This window comes from Phreatobacter sp. (assembly GCF_022843985.1).
GTDB lineage: Bacteria > Pseudomonadota > Alphaproteobacteria > Rhizobiales > Phreatobacteraceae > Phreatobacter.
In genome coordinates, this window is sequence record NZ_JALHMP010000006.1 from 21,576 (window position 1) to 47,443 (window position 25,868).

A 25,868-nucleotide genomic window follows, 5' to 3' on the forward strand; every position below is an offset into this window, starting at 1 on the left:
TGCGTTCAACGCGCCCGAATGCCGCATCCGGTGGCCGGTCAGACGTTTCGTGCCGGGCTGAAATCCTCGATGAAGCGGATCAGTGTCGCCACCGCCGCGCCCATATCGGCACTATCGGCGAATTCCAGCGGATTGTGGCTGATACCACCCTTGCAACGCACGAACATCATGGCGAAGTCGGTGAGACCGGCCATGGCCTGGCCGTCATGGCCCGCCCCCGAGACAAGGCGCGGCGCGGCGAGTCCGAGGCTCTCCATGCTGCGGGCAAGCCCGTCCTGCAGCCAGGGCGCGCAAGCAGCCGTCGGGCAATCGTGGTAGGTTTCGAAGACCACGGAGCACCCGCGGGCCGCCGCCAGCGCCTGCGCCCGGGCCGTGAAGGACTGCAGCGCGGCGTGACGCGGCGCATCGGCGGCAGCCCTCAGATCGAGGACGAACTCCACGCGGTCCGGAATGACGTTGATGGCGCCTGGCTTGACGCTGATCTGGCCGACGGTTGCCACCATGGCCGATTCCGGGTGGGCCTTCGCGATCTGTTCGGCGGCGAGCATCATCTCGGCGGCAGCGAGCAGCGCGTCCTGTCGCAGGGGCATCGGCACGGTGCCGGCATGACCGGCCATACCCGATAGGGTGACCCGGGTGCGGAACTGGCCGGCAATGGAGGTTACGACACCGAGTGGCTTGTCGCCATGTTCGAGGACCGGTCCCTGTTCGATGTGGATCTCGACATAGGCGAGCGCCTCGTCGCGGCTCATGGCGGCAGCAGGGATTCCGGCGGGGTCGAGCCCGTAGTCGCGCAGCGCCGCCGCGAGCGTCACGCCGTCCCTGTCCTTGCCGTCCAGCCAGGCGGGATCGAAAGTGCCCGCCAGGGCAGCCGACGACGACAGCACCGTGGGAAAGCGCACGCCCTCCTCGTCGCCGAAGGCCAGCACGTCGAGGGCAAAGGGAAAGCGGCGGCCGGCATCGCGGAAATGTTCCACGGCGAGGATGCCGCAGACGACGCCCAGCATGCCGTCATATTTGCCGGCATTGATCACCGTATCGATATGCGAGCCGATCAGCAGGCGCGGCACCGCATTGGCGCCGGCAGCCTCATCCGCCATTGGATAATGGCCGCGGATCGTGCCGAGGGCGTCCTCGGCGGTCGTCATGCCGGCTTCCGCCATCCACTGCGCCACCAGATGGGCGGCGCGCTTGTGCTCCGGCGTCAGGTAGCGCCGCGTCAGGCGATCCGGCTCTTCCGAGATCGCCGCCAGTTCGTCCAGCATGGCCTCGGCGCGCCGACCGAGACGGTCGATGTCGAGCCCGCTCATTTCAGCCCGGCCAGATAGGCGCCGAGCGCGGCGCGGTCATGATCGCTCATGGTGGTCTGGTTCCCGAGTGGCATGGCCCTGGACTGGACGGATTGCTGGATGACGGCGGTCGCATGGCGCCTGAGATCGGCAGCCGTCTCCAGAATGACGTTCTTCGGCGCTTCCGCAAAGCCCTCCTGGGTCGGTCGACGGGCATGGCAGGAGGCGCAATGGGTCGCGGTGATCTGCAGCGCCTGGACCTCGCTGACCTGTCCGGCAGCGGCGAGATCAAGCTTCGGCCGCTGCGACGTCACGAATATGGCGAGCAGCAGCGCGATGGCAGCGACCGGCACGGCCCATCCATAGCTCTGCCAGGGATCATGCGCCTCGTGGCGGTTCAGCGTGTGCTGCACCAGTGCGCCGGTGATGAGGATGAAGGCGACGACCAGCCAGGAATGCGGATGGGCATAGAGCATGGGATAATGGTTCGAGACCATCATCAGGAGGACCGGCAGGGTCAGGTAATTGTTGTGGGTGGATCGGGTCTTGCCGATCTTGCCATATTTCGGGTCGGGCTTGCGGCCGGCAATCAGGTCGGCAACCACGATCCGCTGATTGGGGATGATCACCAGGAAGACGTTCGCCGCCATGATCGTCCCGACGAAGACGCCGACATGGATGAAGGCGCCGCGGCCGGAGAACACCTGGGAGAAGGCCCATGCCGCCCCCACCACCATCGCGAAGACGACCAGCGCCAGCACCGTCGGATGGTTCGCCAGCGGCGATTTGCACAGCGTATCGTAGAGCAGCCAGCCGACGACGATGGACGCGAGCGACAAGCCGATCGCCTGGGCCGGCGTGATGTCGGCGACCGCGGGATCGATGAGGAAGCCGCGGGCATTCAGGTAATATTGCGCCACCAGCAGGATGAACCCGGAAACCCAGGTGAGGTAGGCGGCCCAGCGGTGCCACAGCAGGTCCGGCGGCAGGTTGTCGGGCGCGACCAGATATTTCTGCACATGGTAGAAGCCGCCGCCATGGACCTCCCAGGCGACGCCGTCGGCCCCCTTCGTGCCCGGCGCCTTGGCCTTCAGGCTGAAGTCCAGCGACATGAAATAGAAACTGGTGCCGATCCACGTGATCCCGGCGGTGATGTGAAACCAGCGGGACAGGAGATTGAACCAGTCCGTGGCGAGGGCGATGTCCATGTTGCGTCCGGCCGGCCTCTTCAGGCGCTCTGTCGCCGGTGAGCCGGCTTTGCGTTGATGGTACGGGACTGCGCCAAGATCAAGCACTCCGCGGCGACGGAGGCGGCGATGACCGCCGGTTCCTTGCCGGCCAGACCGGCAAGGCCGATGGGACAGCGCAGCCGGGCCGCAGCCGCCTCGCCGAGCCCGACAGCCGCGAGCTGCCGGAGGAAGCGCGCCCGCTTGGAGGCCGAACCGATCAGGCCAACATGGGCGAAGCGGCCGGACGCCAGGGCTGCCGCCACGATGGCGAGGTCGAGGGCGTGGCTGTGGGTCATGACAAGGACCTGTGCGCCCTCCGGGACCGCGTCAAGCGCGGTCTCAGGGGGGCCGGACTGCAGGGTGACGTTGGCCGGGATCGCCGCTGCGAAGGCAGCGGGACGGCCGTCGTGCCAGACGACCCGGAAGGGTAGCGGCGCCAGCGCCAGCACGACAGCCTTGCCGACATGGCCGGCACCGAACAGCGCGACGGTCGGAAGGTTCGCGCCGAAAGTCTCGACAAAGGCAGTGCCTGTTTCGGCCGCGGAGACCTCATGATCGGCGAGGACGACGCGCCGGAGGTGCCTGTCGTGCACCGTAGTCCTTGTGCGGAAGGGCCCTGCCCGCTCGGCCGCCGCCAGGGCCGCGACCATCTCATGGTCGCCATGGGCGAAGCGCTCGATCGCCAGGGTCACGTGGCCGCCGCAGCATTGCCCCAGCGCTGGTCCCAGCGGCTGGTCGAGAATCAGCGCGGCCGCCTCGCCGCGCTCCAGCAGGGCCTGCGCCTTGGCCAGCGCCTGCCATTCCAGCGTGCCGCCGCCGATCGTGCCGTGGAAGGCCCCGTCCGGCCGGACGATCATCCGCGCACCCGGCTCGCGCGGCACCGAGCCCCGCGCTGCCAGCACGCTGACAAGGACGCAGGCCCCCTCTGTTGCGATGAGCGCTGCGATGCGGGGCCAGATGTCCACGGGTCAGCCCTCCCCGGTCTGCTTGCTGCAGGCGAAGAGGATCGCCTCGGGCGTGGCAGGCGCGTCGAGGGCCACGGCACGGCCGGGCGCCAGCGCATGAACGGCATCGGCGATGGCGCAGAACACCGAATTGGCCAGCATCAGCGGCGGCTCGCCGATGGCCTTGGAGCGGTAGATCGTGTCCTCCCGGTTGGGGTTGTCGAAGAAGGCGACGCGAAAATCCTCCGGCACGTCGCGGGCTGTTGGGATCTTGTAGGTCGAGGGCGCATGTGTCCGCAGCCGCCCCTTGGCGTCGAAGACCAGCTCTTCCATGGTGAGCCAGCCCATGCCCTGGACAAAGCCGCCCTCGATCTGGCCGATGTCGATGGCCGGGTTCAGCGAGCGGCCGGCATCGTGGAGGATGTCGACGCGGTCGACGGTGAATTCCCCGGTCAGGGTGTCGATGGTCACCTCGGAGCAGGAGGCGCCATAGGCAAAATAGAAGAACGGCCGCCCGGTCGCCTTCGGACGGTCCCAGGTGATCTTCGGCGTCGCGTAAAAGCCGGCGGCCGACAGATGGGTCCGGGCGAGATAGGCCTTCTTCACCACCTCGGCGAAGGAAAGGCTCCGCTCCCCGGACCAGACGCGGTCGTCGCGGAAGGCGATGCTCGCCACCGGCACCTGCCAGTCGCGGGCGATGAACTCGGCAATGCGGCCCTTGATCTCCGCCGCGGCGGCCTTCGCTGCCATGCCGTTCATGTCGGTGCCCGAGGAGGCGGCTGTCGGCGAGGTGTTCGGCACCTTGCCGGTATGGGTGGCGGTGATGCGGACGCGGTCGAGGGCGACGCCGAACTCCTCGGCCACCACCTGCGCCACCTTCACGAAGAGCCCCTGCCCCATCTCGGTGCCACCGTGATTGAGGTGGATGGAGCCGTCCTGGTAGACATGCACGAGGGCGCCGGCCTGGTTCAGGAAGGTGGTGGTGAAGGAGATGCCGAATTTAACCGGCGTCAGGGCGATACCCTTCTTGAGCACGCGAGAGCCGGCATTGAAGGCGGCAGTGGCGGCGCGCCTGGCGCGATAATCGCTCGTCGCCTCGAGCTGCCGCATGAGCGCCTCGGCGACATTGTCCTCCACCACCATGCCGTAGGGCGTGATGTTGCGCTCGTCGGTGCCGTAGAGATTGGCGTAGCGCACGTCGAGCGGGTCGCGCCCGGTCGCCCAGGCGATCCGGTCCATCAAGTGCTCGGCGAAGACCATGCCCTGCGGCCCGCCGAAACCTCGGAACGCCGTGTTGGAAACCGTGTGGGTCTTCAGCCGGCGCGAATGGATATGCACCTGCGGATAGAAATAGGCGTTGTCGGCGTGGAACATCGTCCGGTCGTTGATTGACGATGACAGGTCGTGGCTGTAGCCACAGCGCCCGGCGAAGCGGACCTCGACAGCCTCCACCCGGCCGCCGGGATCATGGGCCGCGCGATAGCTGACGAGGAAGTCGTGGCGCTTGCCCGTCATGATGAAGTCGTCGTCGCGGTCGAGGCGAATCTTCGCCGGCCGGCCGGTCACCCGCGCCGCCAGGGCAGCCATCGCCGCCCAGCCGCTCGCCTGGCTCTCCTTGCCGCCGAAACCGCCGCCCATGCGCCGGACCGCCACCTCGATCGCCGCATCGGTAATGCCGAGGACCCTGGCGACGACGTGCTGCACCTCACTGGGATGCTGGGTCGACGAATGGATGAGATAGGTGCCGTCCTCCTCGGGGATGACGAGCGCCGCCTGGCCTTCCAGGTAGAAATGCTCCTGCCCGCCGATGCGCAGGGTCCCGGCGACCGGCGCCGGGCTCGCCGCGAGAACCGCCTCGGGATCGCCGCGGCGGAAGGCATAGGCCGGCATCAGGTCGGCATCGGCGGCGAGCGCATCGGCGACGTCAACGAGCGGGGGCTCCTCCGCCACCGCGATGACCGCGAGCCGCACCGCCCGCCGGGCCGTGTCGCGGCTCTCCGCCACCACGGCGAAGAGCGGCTGTCCGTGAAAGGCGATCGTGTCGACCGCGAAAAGTGGATCATCGCCGGCCACCGGGCTGACATCGTTGACGGCGGGAATATCGGCGGCGGTGAGCACCGCGACAACGCCGGGCACGGCGCGCACGGCAGCGAGATCGAGTCGAACCAGACGGCCATGGGCCACCGGCGCCCCGCCCGGCACGACATGCAGGGTGCCCTCGGGCTCGCGGATGTCGTCGATATAGGGCGCGGACCCCGTCACGTGGCGATCGGCGGCGTCATGGCGGATCGGCTGGTGGATGTGACGCAGCCCCTCCCCCTCCCCGTCAGGCCGCATGATGGGCCTCCCGGAGAGGGACGAGCCGGGTCGACGACCTTTCGCCCGCGGCGATTTCCATCAGCCCCTTGGTGATGAGATTGCCGGCAACGCGCAGCCGGTAGGCGGCGGAAGCACGGTGATCGTCGAGCGGCGCGAAATCGTCCCGCAGCCGCGCCACGGCTGCCGCGATCGCCCCGGTATCGTCGACGCAGACACCGGCGAGCGCCTGTTCCACGGCCGTCGCCCTCTTCGGGATGCCGGCCATGCCGCCGAAGGCGGTCCGCGCCGCCGCGATCCGGCGTCCGTCGAGCCGGACCTTCAGCGCCATCATGACAGCCGAAATGTCCTGGTCGTGGCGTTTGGCGATCTTGAAGACACGCAGGTGGTCACCCGCCTCGGGTCGCGGCACGGTCACATGGGTCAGGATCTCGCCCGGCGCCCGGTCCTGCCGGCCATAAGCGAGGAAGAAATGCTCGAGCGGCAGCAGCCGCACGGAACCGCCGCAGCGCAGCGTGACCGTGGCCCCGAGCGCGATAAGCAGCGGCGGCATGTCGCCGATCGGCGAGCCGTTCGCCACATTGCCGCCGATCGTCCCCGCCGCACGCACTTGCGCCGAGCCGAGCCGGTCGATGAGCAGGGCGATGTCGGGATCGAGCGCACCGAGGGCGGTCTCCGCCTCGGCATAGGTCACGGCGGCGCCGATCGTCAGCGCCGTCGCGGTCTGTTCGATAGCCCGCAAGGCGGCCACGCGGCCGGTATGGACGAGTTTCGGCAGGGTCCGGAGCTGCTTGGTGATCCAGAGACCCACATCGGTCGCCCCGCCGACGAGGGTCGCGTCGGGATGGCTCTCCATGAGGGCGGCGAGCGCGTCGAGCGAGGCCGGCGCCGCGAAGAACGCGTTTTCATCACCAACGCAGACGTCCGCCGTGTCGGCGAGGCCGGCCAGAATCGCAGCCGATGCCGTGCGACGGTCGTGATGACCATCGGCAGGCGGCGCGGCGCAGGCCGCCAGCGCCGCATCGACGATCGGCCGGTAGCCGGTACAGCGGCAGAGATTGCCGGCGAGCCTTGACAGAACCGCCGCGCGGTCCCTCGCGCCGCCAGCGTCATGATAGAGCGTGAACAGGCTCATCACGAAGCCCGGAGTGCAGAAGCCGCATTGCGAACCGTGGTGGTCGACCAGCGCCTGCTGGACCGGGTGCAGCTGCCCGTCCGCCGCCAGATCCTCGACCGTCACCAGTTCGGCGCCATCGAGCTGGCCGAGCAGCAGGATGCAGGCATTGGCCGGCTCATAGACCAGGCGTCCGTCCTTGACGCGGCCGAGCGCCACGGTGCAGGCGCCGCAATCGCCCTCGCCGCAGCCTTCCTTGGTGCCGGTCAGCCGGCGGTCGAGGCGCAGCCAATCGAGCACGGTGGTCATCGGTGCGAAGCCGGCGGCCTCCACCAGGGTCCCGCGATGCAGGAAGCGGATCGGGCGTGTCGTCGTCATGAGCCGCGATAGGTCGTGTAGCCATAGGGGGAGAGCAGCAGCGGCACGTGGTAGTGCTGGTCGAGTGCCGTCACGTTGAAGCGCAGGGTTACCACGTCGAGGAACGGCGGATCGCTGACGGGGACACCGGTGGCCCGGTGATAGGCGGCAACGTCATATTCCAGGCTGTAGGGGCCGCTGCGGATCGTCGCCGGGGTCAGCAGCGGCACCGGCGCACGCCCGTCCGCATTGGTCCGGCCTTCGGCCATCAATTGCCGCGTCTCCCCGTCGATCGCATAGAGCCGATAGGCGATGCCGGCGGCAGGCCGGCCTGCCGCCGTATCGAGAACGTGGGTAGAAAGATGCCCGGGCATGCAGGGGGCTCCTCTGTCGCGGCCTTGTCCCTCCGACAATGCCGGCTTTGCGCCGCAAAAAGAATAGCTGTCCTGTCGCAGGATGCACGTATTAGTGCGGACGCAGCGTCGCGGGAGAGCCGCCTAGAGTCAGCGCACCCCCTGCCGAAATGTCTCATGACGCCCACCGTCTCCCCGCCCGCGTCCTTCCGCGACCTTTTCACCCCGAAGCTGGTGACGGTTCTGCGGGAAGGTTATGGATGGAAGGACCTGCGCACCGATGCGGTGGCGGGCCTGACCGTCGCCATCGTCGCCCTGCCGCTCTCCATGGCGATCGCCATCGCCTCCGGCGCGACACCCGACAAGGGCCTGATCACGGCCATCGTCGGCGGCTTTCTGATCTCGGCTCTGGGCGGCTCGCGGTTCCAGATCGGCGGCCCGGCGGGTGCCTTCATCCCGTTGGTCGCTTCGACGATCGCCCTTCACGGCTATGACGGGCTGGTGATCGCCACCTTCATGGCGGGGATTATGCTGGTCGCCGTCGGGTTCCTGCGGCTGGGGACCTATATCAAGTACATCCCCTATCCGGTGACGGTCGGCTTCACCTCGGGCATCGCCGTCATCATCTTCGTGAGCCAGATCCGCGACCTCCTCGGACTGACACTCGCCGGGCCAGAACCGGCGGAGATGCTGCACAAGCTCCCGACGCTCTGGCAGGCGCTGCCGACCGTCAATCCCATCGCAGTGGTCGTCGCGGTGGCGGCCATCGCCGGCATTCTGGCACTCAAGAGCTGGCGCCCCGCCATCCCCGGCATGCTGGTGGCCGTGGTGCTCGGCGGCGCCGCGACGGCACTCTTCGCACTGCCCGTCGAGACGATCGGATCGCGCTTCGGTGCCCTTCCGACCGGGATCGGTTTCAATGGCCTGCCGGGCCTCTCCCTTGCCCGGGTGCGCGAGTTGCTGGTCCCGGCCATCGCCTTCGCCATGCTCGGAGGCATCGAGTCGCTCCTGTCAGCGGTCGTGGCGGACGGCATGACCGGGCGCCGCCATCGTTCCAATTGCGAACTGGTGGCACAGGGCATCGCCAACATCGCCTCCGCCCTGTTCGGCGGCCTGCCGGTGACCGGGACGATCGCCCGCACCGCCACCAATGTGCGGGCCGGGGCGCGCGGGCCGGTGGCCGGCATGTTCCATGCGGTCTTCCTGCTGGTCTTTCTCGGCCTCGCCGGCGGCCTGATGAGCTACGTGCCCCTCGCCGCGCTTGCCGGCGTCCTCGCCATCGTCGCCTGGAACATGGCGGAGAAACGCGAATTCGCCGTGCTGGTGCGCGCCTCGCCGGGCGACGCGGTCGTGCTTCTCGCCGCCTTCCTGTTGACCGTCTTCGTCGACCTGACGGCGGGAATCGGGGTCGGCATCGTCCTCGGTTCCCTGCTCTTCATGCACCGCATGGCCGAGGCCATGGCCGTGGACAGCAAGGTACGCCTGCTCGACGAGGACATGGCCGACGACGCCGCGCCCCGCACCCCCTATGCGACCGTGCGCGGCACCGACCGCCGCATCGTCACCTATCACCTGAACGGTGCGTTCTTTTTCGGCGCGGCGGCAACCGTCGCCTCGGTCTTCGATCGTATCGGCGATCCGCCGGCGATCTTCATCCTCGACATGACCGATGTGCCCTTCCTCGACACCACCGGCGCCAACACGCTGGAGAGCTTCGTCCACAAGCTCGAGCGTGCCGGCACGCGGGTGGTGATCGCCGGGCCGCGCCCGGCGGCGCAGGCGACCCTCGCCCATTTCGGCATCGCCGAGCCGCGCGTGACCATCGCCCGGACGCTGGAGGCGGCGATGGCGGCCGCCGATGCGCGGTTGGCCTTCACCTGAGAGGGGCGCGCAGGGCGAGGCCGATCAGGCCGAGATAGGCCGTCGTCACCGCAAGGACGACCGTCACCCCGGGCGGCGGCGCGAGACCCGCGGCGACGGACAGGCCTGCCGCCAGCATCCACAGCGCGAGAACCACGAGGGTCATCGGCCGGAAGCGGACCACGCGGAACGGATGGACGAAGCCGAAGGGCGCGAAGGTCGCCGCGACCAGCACCGCGATGATTCCGGCATTGGCCAGCGGCGGCAGACCGAAGACCATGAGGAGGAAAATGGCGACGTTCCAGATCGCGGGAAAGCCGCGGAAGCCGCCCTCGGGGGTCTTCATCGCGGTATCGGCGAAATAGAAGGCCGCGGAGACGAGGATCGCCGCCGCAAGTGGCCAGACCAGCCCCGCCGGTACGAGCCCGGCGACGACCAGCACTTGGGCCGGCACCACCACATAGGTCAAATAGTCGACCACGAGATCGAGGATCTCGCCGGAATAGCGCGGCAGGCGCGCCGCAACGCCGACCCGCCGGGCAATGGTGCCGTCGATGCCGTCAACGACGAGAGCGAGGCCGAGCCACAGGAAGACTGCGTCGAACCGCCGGTCCGACGCCGCCTGCAGGGCGAGGAGGCCGAGCACGGCCCCGGATGCGGTGAACGCATGGACGGCGAAGGCCGCACCCGCTCCCTTCGCCCAGTTTCTCCCGGCCATCCTCATCCTTTCGTGATCGGTCGCCCCTGCCGCAGCGTCTTGGACTTGGGCCGGGCACCACCAGATGGTAGACGACTGGATCGGTACAGCATCGGGCGGCAAGACGCATGAGCGCGAGTGCGAAGCATACTCCAATCGACGTCGTTGTGGTCGGAGCAGGCCCTGCCGGGCTTTTTGCTGCCCTCGCCCTCGATGAGGCGGGGTTCCGCGTCGCCGTCGTCGGTGCCCTGCCGGGCGCGACGAGTGACCGGCGAACCTCGGCCCTTCTCGACGGATCGGTCCTCGCTCTCAAGCGGCTCGGCATTTGGGAACAGCTTGCGCCCCATGCCGCACCGCTGCGCGTCATGCGGCTGGTCGACGCCACGGGAAGCCTTCTGCGCGCGCCGCTTTTCGAAGGACGCTCCACCGAGATCGGCCTCGACGCCTTCGGCTACAACATCGCCAATGACGATATCGGCCGGGTGCTGCTCGCCGGCGCCCGCTCTCGTGGCATCACACTGATCGACGGCCTGGTGACCGGCATCGACCTCACCCTTGGCGCCACCCTCACCCTCGCCTCCGGCGAGACCCTGGCGGCCGCCGTCGTCGCCGGGGCCGACGGGCGCCGGTCGGCGGTCCGCGCCGCTGCCGGCATCGACGTCGTGACCACCCGCTATCCGCAGACCGCCGTGACGGCGACGTTCCGCCACAGCCGCCCCCATGGCGACGTCTCGACCGAGTTCCACACGCCGACCGGCCCGTTCACCCTCGTCCCGCTACCGGGCGACCGGTCGAGCCTGGTCTGCGTGGTGACGCCCCGCGAGGCCGATACGCTCCTTGCCCTCGACGATGCTGCCTTCGCCCGCATGATCGAGAAGCGGTCGCAGGCGATCCTCGGCAAGGTCACGGTGGAACCCGGCCGCGGCCGCTACGAACTCGCGTCGGTCACGCCGCGCCGCTTCGCCGTGCCCCATGCCCCCCTCGTCGGCGAGGCCGCCCATGTCGTGCCGCCCATTGGCGCGCAGGGCCTGAACCTCGGCCTGCGCGATGGGGCCGCCCTAGCCGACTGCCTGGCGGAGGCGCGCGCCGCCGGCGAGCCGCTCGGCGGACCGCATGCCATGGACGCCTATGACCGCGCCCGGCGCGCCGATATCGTCAGCCGCACCTTTGCCATCGACCTGCTCAACCGCTCGCTGCTCTCCCCCTTCATGCCGGTCCATCTGGCCCGCGGCGCCGGACTCTGGTTCCTCGACCAGATCGGCCCTCTCCGGCGGGCCTTCATGCGTGAGGGGCTGCAACCGTCCGGCGCGTCGCCGCGTCTCATGCGGCCCGAGGCCCGCGACGCCGCTTGATATTTCAAGGCGCGAAAAGGTTGATCGGCAAAAGACCGTTCTTCACGAGATAGAGTACGGTGGTCAGCGTCCCGACAGAGATCACCGTACCCAGCAGGACGGCGTTCGACGCCTCCTCGACGAAAGTGTCGTATTGCCGGGCGATGATGAAGACGTTGAGGGCCGGCGGCAGACAGGCCATCAGCGCCGCGGCATAGACCCATGACGGCTCGAAGGTGCCGATCAGCGACAGGATCAGGATCACCAGCGCCGGGTGGATCAGCAGCTTGAGGGCGAGGATCGGCGAGATGGCGGCGGCGACCCGCGCCAGCGCCGCAAAGCTTTCCATCCGCAGGGCGACCGTGACACCGAGGGTGAACAGCGCCACCGGCGCCGCCGCGTTCTGCAGGAACGCCAGCAGCCGATCGAGCATTTCCGGCGGCTGGAATTGCAGGAAGGCCGAGATCACGCCGGCCACCGTCGCCAGAATGAAGGGATGGGTGGCGATCTTGACGACGACCTCACCGATCACTGACAGGATCGACCGGCGCGCCGTGCCGTCGAGCGCCATCAGCAGCGGCACGAGCGAGAACAGCAGGATGTTGTCGAAACAGAAGATCAGCGCGACGGGAGCAGCCGCCTCCGCGCCGATCGTCGAGAAGGCGAGGCCCGGGCCCATATAGCCGATATTGCCATAGGCCGCCGCCACACCCGCCACCGTGGCATGGCCGGTATGGCCACCCGAGCGCCAGGCCATATAGGCGAAGCCAAGGACGAAGACCGCGAAGGTCGCAAAGGTCGTGCCGAGGACGAAGGGCACGTTGTTGAGCTTCTCGAGCGGTGTCTGGGCCAGGATGCGGAAGAACAGTGCCGGCAGCGCGATATAGATGAGGAAGAAGTTCATCCAGGCCAAACCGGCCTCGGCGATCGGCGTGCCTCTCCAGGCCTTGAAGCGCGCGGTGAAGAAGCCGAGCGCGATCAGGCCGAAGAACGGCATGGCGAGGTTGAGGACCTGGAGCATGGATGGATCGCTGCGCGGCCGAAGGTTAGCGACCGCTACTGGGCGGGACCGCCGAGGTCAACGGCACCGCCGCCCGAAATCAATGCAACCCTGCCCGCTTGACCCGGTATTCGCCATCGGGATCGCGTTCGAACACCTCGTCGACCTGCGGATGGCGGATCGGATCGCCGCTCGTGTCGATCAGCAGGTTCTGCTCGGACACATAAGCGATGTACTCGGTGACGTCGTTCTCGGCGAAGAGATGATAGAAGGGCTGGTCCTTCGAGGGGCGCATCTCTGCCGGAATGGCCTCGTACCATTCGTCCGTGTTGGCGAAGGTCGGATCGACGTCGAACACCACGCCGCGGAACGGATGGATCCGATGCTTCACGATCTGGCCGATCTTGAATTTTGCTTGCCGTGGCTTGTCAATCACGCCGGTCTCGGTCCCTTGAGACGAAAGTGGTTTCTGGGCGCGCGACAAAAGCGGCATGTCGCCGTTCTGTCAACGCGGCTTGGAGACCGTCTACGGATGCCCCCCGAACTCAGATCGCATAGCGCGCCGCGAAATCGGGGTCCTTCGCGGCGACGATCCGCGCGAGATCAACGATCACCTTGGCCTGTTTCCAGGTCGCGTCGTCCTGCATCTTGCCGTCGATCATGACCGCGCCGGAGCCGTCCGGCATGGCGGCGAGGATACGCGCCGCGAAGGCGACCTCGCCGGGATCCGGCGAGAAGACGCGCTTGGCGATGTCGATCTGCGAGGGATGCAGGCTCCAGGCGCCGGCACAGCCCATCAGGAAGGCGTTGCGGAACTGGGTCTCGCAGGCGACAGGGTCGGAAAAGTCGCCGAACGGGCCATAGAAGGCCTTGAGTCCGTTGGCGGCGCAGGCATCGACCATCTTGGCGATGGTATAGTGCCACAGATCCTGCTGATAGATCGCACGCGGCCCTTCCCCGCCGGGATCGGCGACCACCTTGTAGTCGGGATGGCCACCGCCGACCCGCGTCGTCTTCATGGCGCGCGAGGCCGCGAGGTCGGCAGGTCCGAGACTCATGCCATGCATGCGCGGCGAGGCCGCCGCGATGTCGTCGACATTCTTGACGCCTTCCGCGGTTTCCAGAATGGCGTGGATGAGGATCGGCTTCCTGACCTGATGGCGCGCCTCGAGCTGGGCGAGCAACTGGTCGAGATAGTGGACGTCCCAGGCGCCTTCCACCTTCGGCAGCATGATCACGTCGAGCTTGTTGCCGACGGCAGCGACGATCTGCATGAGGTCGTCGAGGATCCACGGGGAATTGAGGGCATTCACCCTTGTCCAGACGCCCGTCGTGCCGAAATCCGTGGCCCGCACCATCTCGATGAAGCCGGCCCGGGCCGCCTCCTTGGCGTCGAGCGGGATGGCGTCCTCGAGATTGCCGAGGACGATGTCGACGCTCTTCGCCAGATCCGGGACCTTGGCGCGCACCTTCTCCATGTGCGGCGGCACGAAATGGATCATCCGTTCCAGCCGAACCGGCAGGTCGCGATAGGGCTCTGGCGCACCGATCGCCAGCGGCTTGTAGACGTTGCGCGGCAGCTTCATGTCCCACTCCTCGTTGCGACCAGCGCTACAGGACGAGGTTGCACCGCACAATTCCGTGGAACGGCGGATGTGGGGCAACGAAAAAGGGCGCGGAACACGTCCGCGCCCTCGTCGATCGACCGGGTGATGGTTCAGCGCTGGGGCGGTGCCAGAGGCTGCATGCCGGCTGGCGCGCCCGGGATCGGCGCGGCGCCGGGAACGGCACCCTGCTGGCGCTGCTGCTGCTCCTGCAGGCGGCGCTGGGCCTCCTCGCCACGGCGCTGCAACTCGGCCTGAAGGCGGCGCTGGCTCTCCTCATAGGCCCTCGGATCGACGGGCTCGCCGTCATAGGAGGCCTGGAAACCCTGCAGCGACATGCCGAGCGAGATGGCCCGGTTGTTCATGTTGACGACCTGGATATTGAGGTTGGTCGAACGCTTCATGCGGGTCAGGAATTCCGGCTGCAGTTCCATCTGAGCAAAACAGGCATTCGGAAGGCAAACCTCGTAGCGCATGGCCTGCGGCTGCGGCTGTCCCGGCCCTTCCAGCACGACGCGGATGCCCGGCTGCAGCGACATGCCCACCGGCACCGCGATAATCAGCCTCGGCTTCTCACCCTCGAGGTCGCGGATCTGGACCGAGGCGAGCATCTGGCCGTTCTCGGCGCGGGTTTCCTGCACAACCATGCAGAGTCTTTTGGTTGTCGGCGGCGTCCGCTCGTCAGTGGGCACCTGGTCGCAGAGTTTCACCCACGGGGTCTGGATGGCGCCGAGATTTTCCTGGGCACCGGCAGCCGGTGCAGCCGGCTGGGCCGGAGCGGGCTGCGCGGGGGCCGCCTGGGCGGGACGCGGCGCCGGACGCTGGGGGGCCGGGGCCGGCGCCTGGGCGAAGGCGAAGGCGGGCACCAGCGCGAGTGCGAGGCCGGCACCGACACGAGCCGCAGCTTTGGCGGAGATCGACATGAAAGGTCCTTTCGATCGTGTCCGTAGCGCAAGCCGGAGCCTGGCGGGCCGGACCTTAATGGGTCGTAGTCGGTCGCGCTGTGTCGCTGCCGAACGTGGCGACATGGTGGCGCGGTCCCTCGGCGCGCTCAATAGCGGCTCGCCGTCCCGTTGAAAAGCCGGAATCACGGGGCTTCATGCTAGGGACAGAAGCGGCCAACCGAACGGACTCCCATGCTGCCCCGCTTACTCCTTCCCGTCTTCGCCCTCGCCGTGCTGGCGACGGGGCTGGCTCCGCCCTCCGCGGCGGCGGCAGAGTTTCCGCGTGCGCCGGTCCAGGCCGCCATCGCCATGCATGGCGAGCCGGCCGCCCGCCCGGATGCCGCCCACCGCCGCTATGTGAACCCCGATGCCCCCAAGGGCGGGCGCATCGTCCTCGGCGTCCAGGGGACTTTCGATACGCTCAACCCCTTCGTCGTGCGTGGCCTGCCGGTTCCCGGCGCCCGGCAATACCTGCACGAGACCCTGCTGGCGCGCTCCTATGACGAGCCTTTCACCCTCTATCCGCAGATCGCGGCTGGGCTGGAAGTGCCCGACGACCGTTCCTGGATCATCTTCCATGTCGATCCGCGGGCCCGTTTCTCCGACGGCCGCCCGGTCACCGCCGCCGATATACGCTTCTCCTTCGAATTGCTCCGCGAGCGCGGCCGCCCCAACCACCGCAGCTATTATCGCAAGGTCCGCCAGGTCGACCTGATTGATGTGCAGACGATCCGCTTCGACCTCGCAGGGGCCAACGACCGCGAGCTGCCGCTGATACTCGGCCTCATGCCGGTCCTTCCGCAGCACGCCACCGATCCCGCAACCTTCGAGGATACGACGCTGCAGCCACTCGTCGGTTCCGGCCCCTATACGGTCGGTGAGGTCCGCGCGGGCGAGAGCCTGTCCCTCAGGCGCAATCCCAACTGGTGGGGACGCGACCTGACGATCAACCGCGGCCTGTTCAATTTCGACGAGATCCGCTTCGAGTTCTATCGCGACGGCAACACACTTTTCGAGGCCTTCAAGAAAGGGCTCGTCGACAGCCGCGTGGAAACCGATCCCGGCCGCTGGACCTCGGGCTACGATTTCCCGGCGATGCGCGAGGGCCGGATCCTGCGCGAGACGCTGCGCCCCGGCACGCCGAAGGGTATTCGCGGCCTGACCATGAACACACGGCGCCCGGTCTTCCAGGACGTGAGGGTGCGCGAGGCCATGGGGCTCCTGTTCGACTTCGAATGGGCCAACCACGCCCTCTATGCCGGCGGCTTCGAGCGCAGCCAGTCGCTGTTCGAAGGATCCGAACTCTCTGCCCGCGGCCGGCCCGCCGATGCCGCGGAACGCCGCCTGCTCGCTCAATCCGGCGCCCGCGTGCGTGACGACATTCTCGATGGCACCTACCAGGTGCCGGTTTCCGACGGCTCTGGCAGTGACCGCACCCGCCTGCGCCAGGCGATCGCCCTGTTCGCAGCGGCCGGCTGGCACCTTGAGGGCGGCGCCATGCGCCTCGCGGCGACGGGCCAGCCATTCACCTTCGAATTTCTCGTCGCCACCCGCGACCAGGAGCGCCTCGCCCTGACCTACCAGCGCTTCCTGCAGCGGGCCGGCATCCGCATGGCGGTCCGCAATGTCGATGCCGTGCAATATGACCGTCGGCTTCGCGAATATGATTTCGACATGGTCGACTACCGCTGGTGGAACACCTCCCTCTCGCCGGGCAACGAGCAGGCCTTCTACTGGGGGGTTGCCGCCGGCCGTTCGCCGGGTAGCCGCAATCTGCCCGGCATTGCCGATCCCGCCGTCGACAGGCTGGTGGCCGCGATCGTCGAGGCCCGCCGGCGTGAGGACCTCGTCATGGCCGCACGGGCTCTCGACCGGGTTGTGACGTCAGGCTTCTACTGGGTGCCGCTGTTCCACCAGCCGGCGCAGTGGATTGCCCGATGGAATCACATTGCCATGCCTGCCGAATCATCCGTTTTCGGCTATCTCGTTGAGACGTGGTGGCGTCGTGACGCCGGTGGGGCTGACAGGCAGTGATTCTGGGGCGCGGCAAGAAGGGTTCGTCGTCGGGCGTGGCGGGTCGCGTATCGCTCGACGGATTGCTGCGCCGCGCCGCCGAGATCCGCCCCGACGCCCGCGCCCTGGCCGATGCGCCGAACCGGCCTCATCTCATCGGCGGTGATCCACGCCAGCTCTCCTGGGCCGAACTCGACGGCCTCGTTGACGCCCTCGCCGGGCGGTTGCGGGACATGGGCCTCCCCACCGACGCCGTCGTCGCGACGCAGTTCGCCCTGTCGAGCGACGCGATCATCGCCCTTCTCGCCCTGTCGCGCGCCGGCCTCATCGCCGCGCCCGTGCCGCTCGGCTGGGGTCGGCGCGAGACCACGGCCCATCTTCAGCGCACCGGCGCCCGCGCCATCCTGACCGCCGGCCGCATCGGCCCGATGGACTGCGCCGACATGATGCGTTTCGCCGCTGCCGAGACCTTCTCCGTCCGCTTCGTCCTGTCGCTCGGCGGACCACCCCTCGACGGCGTCATCCCGCTCGACGACGTGCTGACACTACCGGTCGCTGCCGATCGGATCGAGATCGCGCGTCCGGACAATCCCGCCGACCATATCGCGGTGGTCACCACTGACGCGGTGGCGGAAGGCCATATTGCTGTCGCCCGCAGCCATAATGAACTGATCGCCGGGGGCCTAGCCGCCTTCATGGCCGGCGTACCGGACGAACATTCGGTCTTCGCCGCGACCCTGGCGCCGGATTGTTTCGCCGGAATCGCCCTGCAGATCATCCCCTGGCTCATGGCCGGCGGCACCCTCGTCGCCCATCCGCCCCTGGCGCTGCGCATCGTCATCGACCGTCTGGCCCCTGACGGCACCACCCACGCGGTGCTGCCTGCCGCCGCCGCCGCGGCCGTGGTGAATGCCCGCCTGGCCCAGCGGCCGGCGCTGCGCCACCTCGCTCTCTTTTCCCGGCGCCCCGTCGAGAGCCAGGCCTTCGCGGAGGCCATTGCCGAAGGTCTCGCCGTCGACATCTTCCTCGGCATCGGCGAAACCGCGGTCGCACGCGCGCTCAAGGGCCAGCCGGGCGCCCTGATGCTGGGACCAGACAGCCATACGTCGGGCGGCGGGCAGTCGCCGATCCTGGTCGAATCGCGCGTCGGGCCAGAGGGTCACCTGTCGCTGCGCGGCGCCATGGTGCCACGCGCCGCCTTCCCGCCCGGGGCCGAGAACGGCCAGCCGCCCTTCTGGTCTGTCGACGCGGACGGGTTCCGCGACACCGGACTGCCGGCCGCCGCCGACAAGGCCCGCAAGAGCGTCGCCATCGGCTCGCGCGAGCCGGGTGTGGTCTCCATCGGCGGCCGTCGCTTCGCCGAGAGCGCGCTGCGCGCCGCCTATGTCGAGGCCGGCGGCGAGATCGCCCCGGTCATCCGGCCCGATCCCCTGCTCGGTGACCGGGTATCGGGCGTCGTCGGTGACGGTCGGGCGATCGCAGGACTGGCAAGCCGCCTTCTCGAGACGGGTGTGACGCCCCTCGCCATTCCCGGCGGGACCCGGCAGGCCGTGCAGATGCCCTTCGAGGACACGCGGCCGCGCGAACCGGAACCGCTGCTCGACCCGCTCGGCGATGCCCATTCCGCCCTTGCACAACTCCTGAGCGTGGCGCGGGCGGCCGCGGGGTATTAAATCTGGGCTTTCTGTCAGGGAGCCTGCCATGGCCGATACCCCATCCTCGACCCCGCCCGTGCTGACGATCGACGTCGTCTCCGACGTCGTCTGCCCCTGGTGTTTCGTCGGCAAGCGCCGGCTGGAAAAGGCGCTGGCCCTGACACCCGACATCGCAACGGAGATCCACTGGCGGCCCTTCCAGCTCGCGCCGGACCTGCCGCCCGAGGGCAAGCCGCGGCGCCAGTACATGCTCGACAAGTTCGGCGATCCCGAACGGATCCGGCAGATCCACGAAAGGCTGACCGGGATCGGCGCCGAAGAGGGAATCGCCTTCGATTTTGACCGCATCGCCATCGCCCCCAACACGCTGAACGCCCACCGCCTGATCCTGTGGGCCCGATCGCCAGAAACGCAGAACCGCGTCGTCGAAGCGCTGTTCTCCGCCTTCTTCATTGAGGGGCGCAACCTGGCCGACAACGCCGAACTCGTCGCCATCGGGGCATCCTGTGGCCTCGATCCTGAACTCCTGGCGGAGCTGTTTGCGACGGACGCCGATATCGACCGGACCCGCCGCGAATATGTCTCGGCGCAGAAGATCGGCGTGAGCGGTGTTCCCTTCTTCATCGTCGCCGGTCGCTATGGCATCGCCGGCGCCGAGGCGCCGGAGACGATCGCCGGTGCCATCCGCAAGGCAGCGGCGGAAGTGACGGCAAAGGCGGGCCATGTGGCTTCGTGACAGCCGTTGCGGAGCGTGAGTGGAGGCGCTAGGTCCGGTCCATGGCACAGTCGAAGACCCTTACCCATCTCGATGCGAGCGGCACGGCCAACATGGTCGACGTCTCCGCCAAACCGGCCACGGAGCGCACGGCGGTCGCCGTGGGAACGGTGGTGATGAAGGCGGAGACCCTCGCCCTGGTGCGCGCGGGCGACGCCAAGAAGGGCGACGTCCTCGGCACGGCGCGCCTCGCGGGCATCATGGCGGCCAAGCGCACCCACGAACTCATTCCCCTCTGCCATCCGCTGCTGCTGACCAAGGTCGCCGTGGACGTCACGCCCGACGACGCGCTGCCGGGCGTCAGGGTAAGCGCCACGGTCAAGGTGTCTGGCCAGACGGGTGTTGAGATGGAGGCCCTCACGGCGGTCTCGGTCGCCTGCCTGACGGTCTACGACATGGTCAAGGCCGTCGACCGGGGCATGCGGATCGAAGCCGTGCATCTCGTCGAGAAGACCGGCGGCGCCTCCGGCACCTACAGGGCGGAGTAAGCCATGGCGGGCCTGCTTCCCGTCGCCGAAGCGCTTGCCCGCGTGCTGGCGGGAGCTGCCCCCCTGCCGGAAGAATGGATCCCCGTCGGCACCTGCGACGGCCGTGTGCTCACCCGTGACCTGGTCTCCGGTCGCAGCCAGCCGCCGGACGACATGTCGTCGATGGATGGTTATGCGGTGCGCAGCGCCGACCTGCCGGGAGTGCTAAGCGTCATCGGCGAATCGGCGGCGGGCCGCAGTTTCGCCGGCGCTGTCACCGCCGGCACGGCGGTACGGATCTTTACCGGCGCACCGGTGCCAGCCGGAGCCGACGCGATCGTCATGCAGGAGGAAGCCCGGCGCGACGGCGACGAGGTCGCGGTAACGACCGGTGTTAGCGCCGGACAGTTCATCCGCCGCCGCGGGCTCGACTTCACCGAGGGTCTGACGGGTCTGGCGTCCGGCACGCTGATGAACCCGCGCCGCTTGGCGCTCGCCGCCGCCATGAATCATGCCACCGTTCCGGTACACCGCAGGCCGCGGGTCGCCATCCTTTCGACCGGCGACGAACTGGTGGAACCTGGGACGGCGCCGGGACCGGACCAGATCGTCTCCTCGAACGCCCTGGCGCTGGCCGCCATCGTCCGGCGGGCCGGCGGCGAACCCACCATGCTCGGCATAGCGCCGGACCGCCTCGCTGAGACCCTCTCGCGCGTGCGCGGCGCCCGCGAAACGGGCCACGACGTCCTCGTGACCTCCGGCGGTGCTTCGGTCGGCGAATATGACCTGATGCGCGAGGTGATCGCCGCCGAGGGCGCCGCACCCGGCTTCTGGAAGATCGCGATGCGCCCGGGCAAACCCCTGATGATGGCCGATCTCGGCCCGATGCGCCTGCTCGGCCTGCCGGGCAATCCCGTCGCCTCGTTCGTCTGCGCGACCCTCTTCCTGCGGCCGCTGCTGTTTCGCCTCAGCGGGCGCAGCGACGCGGACGACCCGACCGAAGAAGCTGTGCTCGGTACGGACGTCGGTCCCAACGACCTCAGGGCCGACCATCTGCGCGCGACCCTCGCGACGCGCGACGGCCAACTCGTCGCAACGCCCTTTGCTGTCCAGGACTCGTCGATGATCCGGGTGCTCGCCGAGGCCGACGCCCTCATTCTCCGGCCGCCCCATGCCCCGGCCGCGGCAGCGGGAAGCCCCTGCCGGATTCTCCGTCTCGACCCCTAGACCGGTTCTTTACCGGATATCAACGGTTGCGGAACACATAAAGAACAGATAGTGATTGTTCATGGTCTGTTCGGGTGAGTCGGACCGATGAAATCCAGGAACGGAAACCGATGCTGACGCGCAAGCAACATGAACTTCTCCGCTTCATCCAGGAGCGCCTGAAGGAAAGCGGCGTGCCCCCGTCCTTCGACGAGATGAAGGAAGCGCTCGACCTCAAGTCGAAATCCGGCATCCACAGGCTGATCACCGCTCTAGAAGAACGCGGGTTCATTCGCCGGCTACCGAATAGAGCGCGGGCCCTGGAGGTGATTCGCCAGCCAGAGCAATCGGCCGGCCCCGCCCGCGGCAAGTTTTCGCCGAGCGTCATCGAGGGCTCGCTCGGCCGCGCCCGTCCGACTGTATCCGACGAAGACGTGGCCATGCCGGTTTCCGTGCCGCTGATGGGCCGCATCGCTGCAGGCGTGCCGCGCGAAGCCATCGAACAGCGCATGTCAACAGTCTCGGTCCCGCCGGAAATGCTGACGCGCGGCGAGCACTATGCGCTTGAAGTCAAGGGCGATTCCATGATTGAGGCGGGCATCCTTGAAGGTGACCTCGCACTGATCCGCAAGGGCGACAGCGCCGAGACCGGCGATATTGTCGTCGCGCTGATCGATGATGAGGAAGCGACGCTCAAGCGCCTGCGCAAGCGCGGCACCTCCATCGCCCTCGAGGCCGCGAACCCGGCCTATGAGACGCGTGTCCTGGGGCCTGACCGGGTGCAGATCCAGGGCAAGCTGGTCGGCCTCATCAGGCGCTACTGAGGCGCGTTATTGAGCCGGCTCTGGATCGATCTCCTCCAGGTCAGGGCCGAGCCCGCTTTCTGCAGGCAGGTCTGCAGATGGCGCCGCGGCGCTGCGGCTGGGAAACCTGAGAACCGGCGGCGCAACGCCGGGCGGCCGCGGCCGGAACCAGGGCCGTTCCGCACTCATCGGCCGGGCGGCCTCGACCCGCAACCCCCCGGCCTCCGCATGGATCCGCAGCGCCCCTGTCCAGGCGATGGCGCGCAGGTCGACGACGATGGCGGCGCAACCTGGCGGTGGATCATTCCGCGTCACGACGATCCGCGCCTCGTGGCAGTCGTCGGGCAGCGCATCGGGATGGCGCGGTACGGCGATCCGCCCGCCGCCCGCCAGCGGCATCGCGCAACCCAGAGAATCGCAGCGGACGCCCTCCTGCAGCGTCTCGTCGGTGGCACTGCGGCGGTCCGCTTCCCCGCTCAGCCAGCGCTGGACGGCGAAACGATTGCCGCGCGCCGAGACGACCCGCAGCGTTCCGTCCGGAGCACGGGCGGCGACTGTCGCCCCCTCCCCGTCGACCAGGAGCAGCGGTCGCTGTCCGTCCGGTGCCATGAGCAGGCCCAGCGCGACGGCCGGCAAGCCGAGCCAGCGCAGCGGTGTCGAGAACAACCCGAGAATGATGAAACCGGCCGACAAGGTCAGCAGCCCGGTCGGATGGAGCGACGGCACGATGACCCGCCCCCCGGGCCAGGACGCCACCCATTCTCCCGACCGCACGAAGAGATCGATGCCGAGACCCGCCAGGGCCCAGACAGGCTTGTCCCAGCCGAAGGGCCAGAGCAGCAGGGCGAGGATCTGCAGCGGCATCACGAAGAATTCGATGATCGGTGCGCCCAGGAGATTTCCGGCGACGCCATAGAGATGCACCGCATTGACATGGAACGCCGCATAGGGCGTCGTCGCCAGGGATGCGACGAAGGAACTGGTCGCGAGCCCGATCACCCCGTTGGTGACGATGAGGAGCGAGCGACCCCATCCCGCCGGATCGCCGGAATGCCGCTCGGCCCAGGGACGCAGGGTGACATAGCCGGCGATCAGCGCCAGGGTGGCGGCGAAGGACATCTGGAAGCTCGGCCCCAGCAGGCTTTCAGGAGCAATCAACAGGACGGCGATCGCGGCCAACGCCAGCGTCCGGAGCGTCAGTGCACCGCGGTCGAGGGCGACGCCGACCAGCACCACGGCGATCATGATCCACGAGCGCTGGGTCGCCACCTCCGCGCCGGAGATAACGAGATAGACGGTGGAGACGAGGAGCGCGACGAGCGCAGCCCAGGCCTTGACGTGGCGGGTCAACGCAAGGGACGGCACCAGCGCCAATCCGCCGCGCACCACGGCGAAGATCAGTGCAGCAACCAAAGCCATGTGGAAGCCCGAGATCGAGAGGATGTGATAGGTGCCGGCGGCGCGCATCGCCTCGTTGATGCCTTCGGGGATGCCGTCGCGCTTGCCGCTGACCAGAGCGTCGGCGATGGCGCCAGCCGGCCCCGGGATCGCCGCACGGATCCGCGTGCTGATGGCGGTCCGCACGCTGTCAAGGCGAGCCCTCAGTTGCACCGGCCAGGGCGGATCCCCGGTGGCTGATGTGGCGCCGATCGTGACCGCACCGATGATGAAGCCGCTGGCGCCGAGCCCCATGAAATAGGCGTCGCGGCCGAAATCGTAGTGACCTGGTGCGGCGGGATCGGCGGGCGGGCGCAGCCTTGCGGCCAGTGTGACCGCCTGGCCGACGGCGACCGAAGTACGCGTCCGGCTGGTGACGCGGATGCGCTGGGGAATCTGCGGTGGCGCTGGCGCCATCGTGATCACATGGAGCGTCAGGCGGTCACCGGCCTCGCGTTTCTCCACGGCCTCGACCCAGGCCTCGATCTTCACCGTGCCGGTTTCGCCGGCGAGGACCGGGTGCTTGATCCATTGGGTCTTCAGCGTCGCTGCCGCAAAACCCCCTGCCATGGCGGCCAGTGCCGACACGACCAGGAACGCTGCGTAGCGCTCGCGCAGGCGAAAGGCGGCGAGACACAGCAGGGCGAGCAGCATCAGAGGGGCCGCCAGAGCCGGTTCCGCGGGCGCGGCGAAATACAGAAGAATGCCCGCACCCATCGCCACGGGCAGCATCAGGAAGGCACGGCCGCGTTCGAGTTCCAGCGCGCCCCAGCGCCTCAGGCGACCTGTCCAGACATCGAGGGTGGGGCCGGGCCACGCACCTGCCACCGGCCAGGCGCGGCCGGCCACCGCGGCAGCGATGGTCTTTGCCCGCGTTCTCACCGTCTCGCCCCCATGGGGCCGCTCCCCAAGCCGTCTACAACATGCTACAGCCACGCCCTTTCCGGCCGAGAGCCTAGCGCGGCCCGGTTTGCCCTGTCGTCTTGGGAAGAATCATGACCGTCGTCACCCGCTTTGCCCCCTCCCCGACGGGCTTCCTGCATATCGGCGGTGCCCGCACCGCCCTGTTCAACTGGCTCTATGCGAGGAAGACCGGCGGCAAGATGCTACTGCGCATCGAGGATACCGACCGCCAGCGGTCGACGACCGAGGCGATCGACGCGATCCTCGACGGCCTCTCCTGGCTCGGCCTCGCCTGGGACGACGACACCATCTACCAGTTCGCCCGTGCCGCGCGTCACGCCGAGGTCGCCCACCAATTGCTGGCGGCCGGGCGCGCTTATCATTGCTATGCAACACCCGAAGAACTGGACGAGATGCGGGCTCTCGCCATGAAGGAGGGCCGTCCGCCGCGCTATGACGGCCGCTGGCGGGACCGCGACCCGGCAGACGCACCGGCCGGAATCAAGCCCGTGGTCCGCCTCAAGGGCCGGCAGGACGGCGAGACAGTGGTCGACGACCTGGTCCAGGGCCGTGTCGTCATTCCGAACAAGGATCTCGACGACCTCGTGCTGCTGCGATCGGACGGCACGCCAACCTACATGCATGCGGTCGTCGTCGATGATCATGACATGGGGATTACCCATATCGTCCGCGGCGTCGACCACCTGACCAATGCCGCCCGCCAGACGCAGATCTACGAGGCGCTCGGCTGGCCGGTACCGGCCATGGCCCATATCCCGCTGATCCACGGTTCCGACGGCGCCAAGCTCTCCAAACGCCACGGCGCCCTCGGCGTCGAGCAGTACCGCGCCCTCGGCTACCTGCCCGAGGCGCTGCGCAACTATCTCGTGCGGCTGGGGTGGAGCCAGGGCGACAAGGAGTTCTTCTCAACCGAGGAGATGATCGAAGCCTTCGACCTCTCCGCCATCGGCCGCTCGCCGGCCCGCTTCGACCTCACCAAGCTCGAGGCGGTCAACGGCCATTATATCCGCCATGCCGACGATGCCAGGCTGCTCGCCGCCATCGACGACATTCTGCCCCATGTCGAGGGTGGTACCGAGATCGCCGCAGCCCTGACCGATGGCCGGCGCGCCCAGATCCTCAAGGCCATGCCGGGCATCAAGGAACGCGCCAAGACCGTGCTGGAACTGATCGACGGCGCCGGCTTCATCCTGGCGAACCGCCCCCTCGCCGTCGACGCCAAGGCGGCCGCCCTGCTGTCGCCGGAGGCGCGCCGCCACCTGTCGTCGCTGCATGGCCGTCTCGCGGCGCTCGGCGAATGGACTGCCGCCGCGGCCGATGCCGCGGTCCGTGCCGAGGCCGAGGCGCAGGGCATCAAGCTCGGTGCCATCGCTCAGCCGCTGCGGGCAGCGCTGACCGGACGCACCACCTCTCCGGGTATTTTCGATGTCCTCGAGGTGCTCGGCCGCGACGAAAGCCTCGCCCGCATCGCCGATCAGATGCAGGCCTGACACGCCATCCAGGGCTGCAAATCCCCCGTCCTGCCGATGTCGCAGGGCGGGCCCTACGCA

General features: G+C 68.4%; 21 protein-coding genes. 9 read left to right on the plus strand and 12 right to left on the minus strand.

The genetic code is table 11. The annotated features are described in order from the left end of the window. Positions 1-38: 38 nt before the first annotated feature. Genes Q0C57_RS05615 through uraH form a run of 6 tightly spaced genes read right to left on the minus strand, consistent with a single transcriptional unit; the run spans position 39 to position 7,623 of the window. Complete coding sequence (locus Q0C57_RS05615) at positions 39-1,310, minus strand: allantoate amidohydrolase (RefSeq protein ID WP_296573260.1); 1,272 nt, start codon at positions 1,308-1,310, stop codon at positions 39-41. Continuing rightward, the gene (locus Q0C57_RS05620; protein ID WP_296573263.1) at positions 1,307-2,497 is read right to left on the minus strand and encodes a urate hydroxylase PuuD; all 1,191 of its coding nucleotides are present in this window, start codon (positions 2,495-2,497) and stop codon (positions 1,307-1,309) included. The genes Q0C57_RS05615 and Q0C57_RS05620 overlap by 4 nt, the downstream gene beginning before the upstream one ends. A 20-nt stretch (positions 2,498-2,517) precedes the next feature. Further along, a complete protein-coding gene (gene xdhC / locus Q0C57_RS05625; RefSeq protein WP_296573266.1) occupies positions 2,518-3,483 on the minus strand; it encodes a xanthine dehydrogenase accessory protein XdhC in 966 nt (321 codons plus the stop codon). Positions 3,484-3,486: 3 nt separating this feature from the next. Then, positions 3,487-5,799, minus strand: coding sequence for a xanthine dehydrogenase molybdopterin binding subunit (gene xdhB / locus Q0C57_RS05630; RefSeq protein ID WP_296573269.1), 2,313 nt, complete (start codon positions 5,797-5,799; stop codon positions 3,487-3,489). Continuing rightward, positions 5,789-7,270, minus strand: a complete 1,482-nt coding sequence (gene xdhA, locus Q0C57_RS05635; RefSeq protein WP_296573272.1) for a xanthine dehydrogenase small subunit — start codon at positions 7,268-7,270, stop codon at positions 5,789-5,791. The genes xdhB and xdhA overlap by 11 nt, the downstream gene beginning before the upstream one ends. Further along, positions 7,267-7,623, minus strand: coding sequence for a hydroxyisourate hydrolase (gene uraH / locus Q0C57_RS05640; RefSeq protein ID WP_296573275.1), 357 nt, complete (start codon positions 7,621-7,623; stop codon positions 7,267-7,269). The genes xdhA and uraH overlap by 4 nt, the downstream gene beginning before the upstream one ends. Positions 7,624-7,779: 156 nt before the next feature. Here uraH and Q0C57_RS05645 point away from each other — a divergent pair, with 156 nt between their 5' ends. Further along, positions 7,780-9,483 carry a SulP family inorganic anion transporter gene (locus Q0C57_RS05645; protein ID WP_296573279.1) on the plus strand — a complete coding sequence of 568 codons (1,704 nt, stop codon included), beginning with the start codon at positions 7,780-7,782 and terminating at the stop codon, positions 9,481-9,483. On the opposite strand, the gene Q0C57_RS05650 is transcribed toward Q0C57_RS05645, so the two are convergent. Further along, positions 9,476-10,180, minus strand: a complete 705-nt coding sequence (locus tag Q0C57_RS05650; RefSeq protein ID WP_296573282.1) for a CDP-alcohol phosphatidyltransferase family protein — start codon at positions 10,178-10,180, stop codon at positions 9,476-9,478. The genes Q0C57_RS05645 and Q0C57_RS05650 overlap by 8 nt on opposite strands. A 107-nt stretch (positions 10,181-10,287) precedes the next feature. Between Q0C57_RS05650 and Q0C57_RS05655 the strand changes: the two genes are divergently transcribed. Continuing rightward, positions 10,288-11,511: a UbiH/UbiF family hydroxylase gene (locus Q0C57_RS05655; RefSeq protein ID WP_296573285.1), complete on the plus strand. Its 1,224-nt coding sequence runs from the start codon at positions 10,288-10,290 to the stop codon at positions 11,509-11,511. A 4-nt stretch (positions 11,512-11,515) separates the two neighbouring features. Here Q0C57_RS05655 and Q0C57_RS05660 read toward each other — a convergent pair whose 3' ends face one another. The 4 genes from Q0C57_RS05660 to Q0C57_RS05675 form a co-directional block, all read right to left on the minus strand. After that, a complete protein-coding gene (locus Q0C57_RS05660) occupies positions 11,516-12,511 on the minus strand; it encodes an AEC family transporter (RefSeq protein WP_296573288.1) in 996 nt (331 codons plus the stop codon). 79 nt (positions 12,512-12,590) lie between these two features. Continuing rightward, positions 12,591-12,926: a heat shock protein HspQ gene (gene hspQ / locus Q0C57_RS05665; RefSeq protein WP_296573293.1), complete on the minus strand. Its 336-nt coding sequence runs from the start codon at positions 12,924-12,926 to the stop codon at positions 12,591-12,593. Positions 12,927-13,035: 109 nt separating this feature from the next. Further along, entirely contained in the window at positions 13,036-14,076 is a 1,041-nt protein-coding gene (locus tag Q0C57_RS05670; RefSeq protein WP_296573296.1) for a CoA ester lyase, read from the minus strand. 131 nt (positions 14,077-14,207) lie between these two features. Continuing rightward, positions 14,208-15,017, minus strand: a complete 810-nt coding sequence (locus Q0C57_RS05675; RefSeq protein ID WP_296573299.1) for an invasion associated locus B family protein — start codon at positions 15,015-15,017, stop codon at positions 14,208-14,210. A gap of 213 nt (positions 15,018-15,230) precedes the next feature. Between Q0C57_RS05675 and Q0C57_RS05680 the strand changes: the two genes are divergently transcribed. From Q0C57_RS05680 to lexA, 6 genes are all read left to right on the plus strand, one after another. Beyond that, positions 15,231-17,072, plus strand: coding sequence for an extracellular solute-binding protein (locus Q0C57_RS05680; protein WP_296573303.1), 1,842 nt, complete (start codon positions 15,231-15,233; stop codon positions 17,070-17,072). Continuing rightward, on the plus strand, positions 17,069-18,724 hold the full coding sequence (locus Q0C57_RS05685; protein WP_296573307.1) for an AMP-binding protein: 1,656 nt from the start codon (positions 17,069-17,071) through the stop codon (positions 18,722-18,724). The genes Q0C57_RS05680 and Q0C57_RS05685 overlap by 4 nt, the downstream gene beginning before the upstream one ends. A gap of 28 nt (positions 18,725-18,752) precedes the next feature. Next, positions 18,753-19,442, plus strand: a complete 690-nt coding sequence (locus Q0C57_RS05690) for a DsbA family oxidoreductase (protein ID WP_296573309.1) — start codon at positions 18,753-18,755, stop codon at positions 19,440-19,442. A 41-nt stretch (positions 19,443-19,483) separates the two neighbouring features. Beyond that, complete coding sequence (gene moaC, locus Q0C57_RS05695; RefSeq protein WP_296573312.1) at positions 19,484-19,969, plus strand: cyclic pyranopterin monophosphate synthase MoaC; 486 nt, start codon at positions 19,484-19,486, stop codon at positions 19,967-19,969. Between the two features lie 3 nt (positions 19,970-19,972). Then, a complete protein-coding gene (gene glp / locus Q0C57_RS05700) occupies positions 19,973-21,175 on the plus strand; it encodes a gephyrin-like molybdotransferase Glp (RefSeq protein WP_296573314.1) in 1,203 nt (400 codons plus the stop codon). A gap of 110 nt (positions 21,176-21,285) precedes the next feature. Next, positions 21,286-21,978: a transcriptional repressor LexA gene (lexA, locus tag Q0C57_RS05705; RefSeq protein WP_296573317.1), complete on the plus strand. Its 693-nt coding sequence runs from the start codon at positions 21,286-21,288 to the stop codon at positions 21,976-21,978. Between the two features lie 6 nt (positions 21,979-21,984). Here lexA and Q0C57_RS05710 read toward each other — a convergent pair whose 3' ends face one another. Continuing rightward, positions 21,985-24,276, minus strand: a complete 2,292-nt coding sequence (locus tag Q0C57_RS05710) for a ComEC/Rec2 family competence protein (protein ID WP_296573320.1) — start codon at positions 24,274-24,276, stop codon at positions 21,985-21,987. A 113-nt stretch (positions 24,277-24,389) separates the two neighbouring features. Here Q0C57_RS05710 and gltX point away from each other — a divergent pair, with 113 nt between their 5' ends. Further along, the gene (gene gltX, locus Q0C57_RS05715; protein ID WP_296573323.1) at positions 24,390-25,808 is read left to right on the plus strand and encodes a glutamate--tRNA ligase; all 1,419 of its coding nucleotides are present in this window, start codon (positions 24,390-24,392) and stop codon (positions 25,806-25,808) included. The last annotated feature ends 60 nt before the right edge of the window (positions 25,809-25,868 follow it).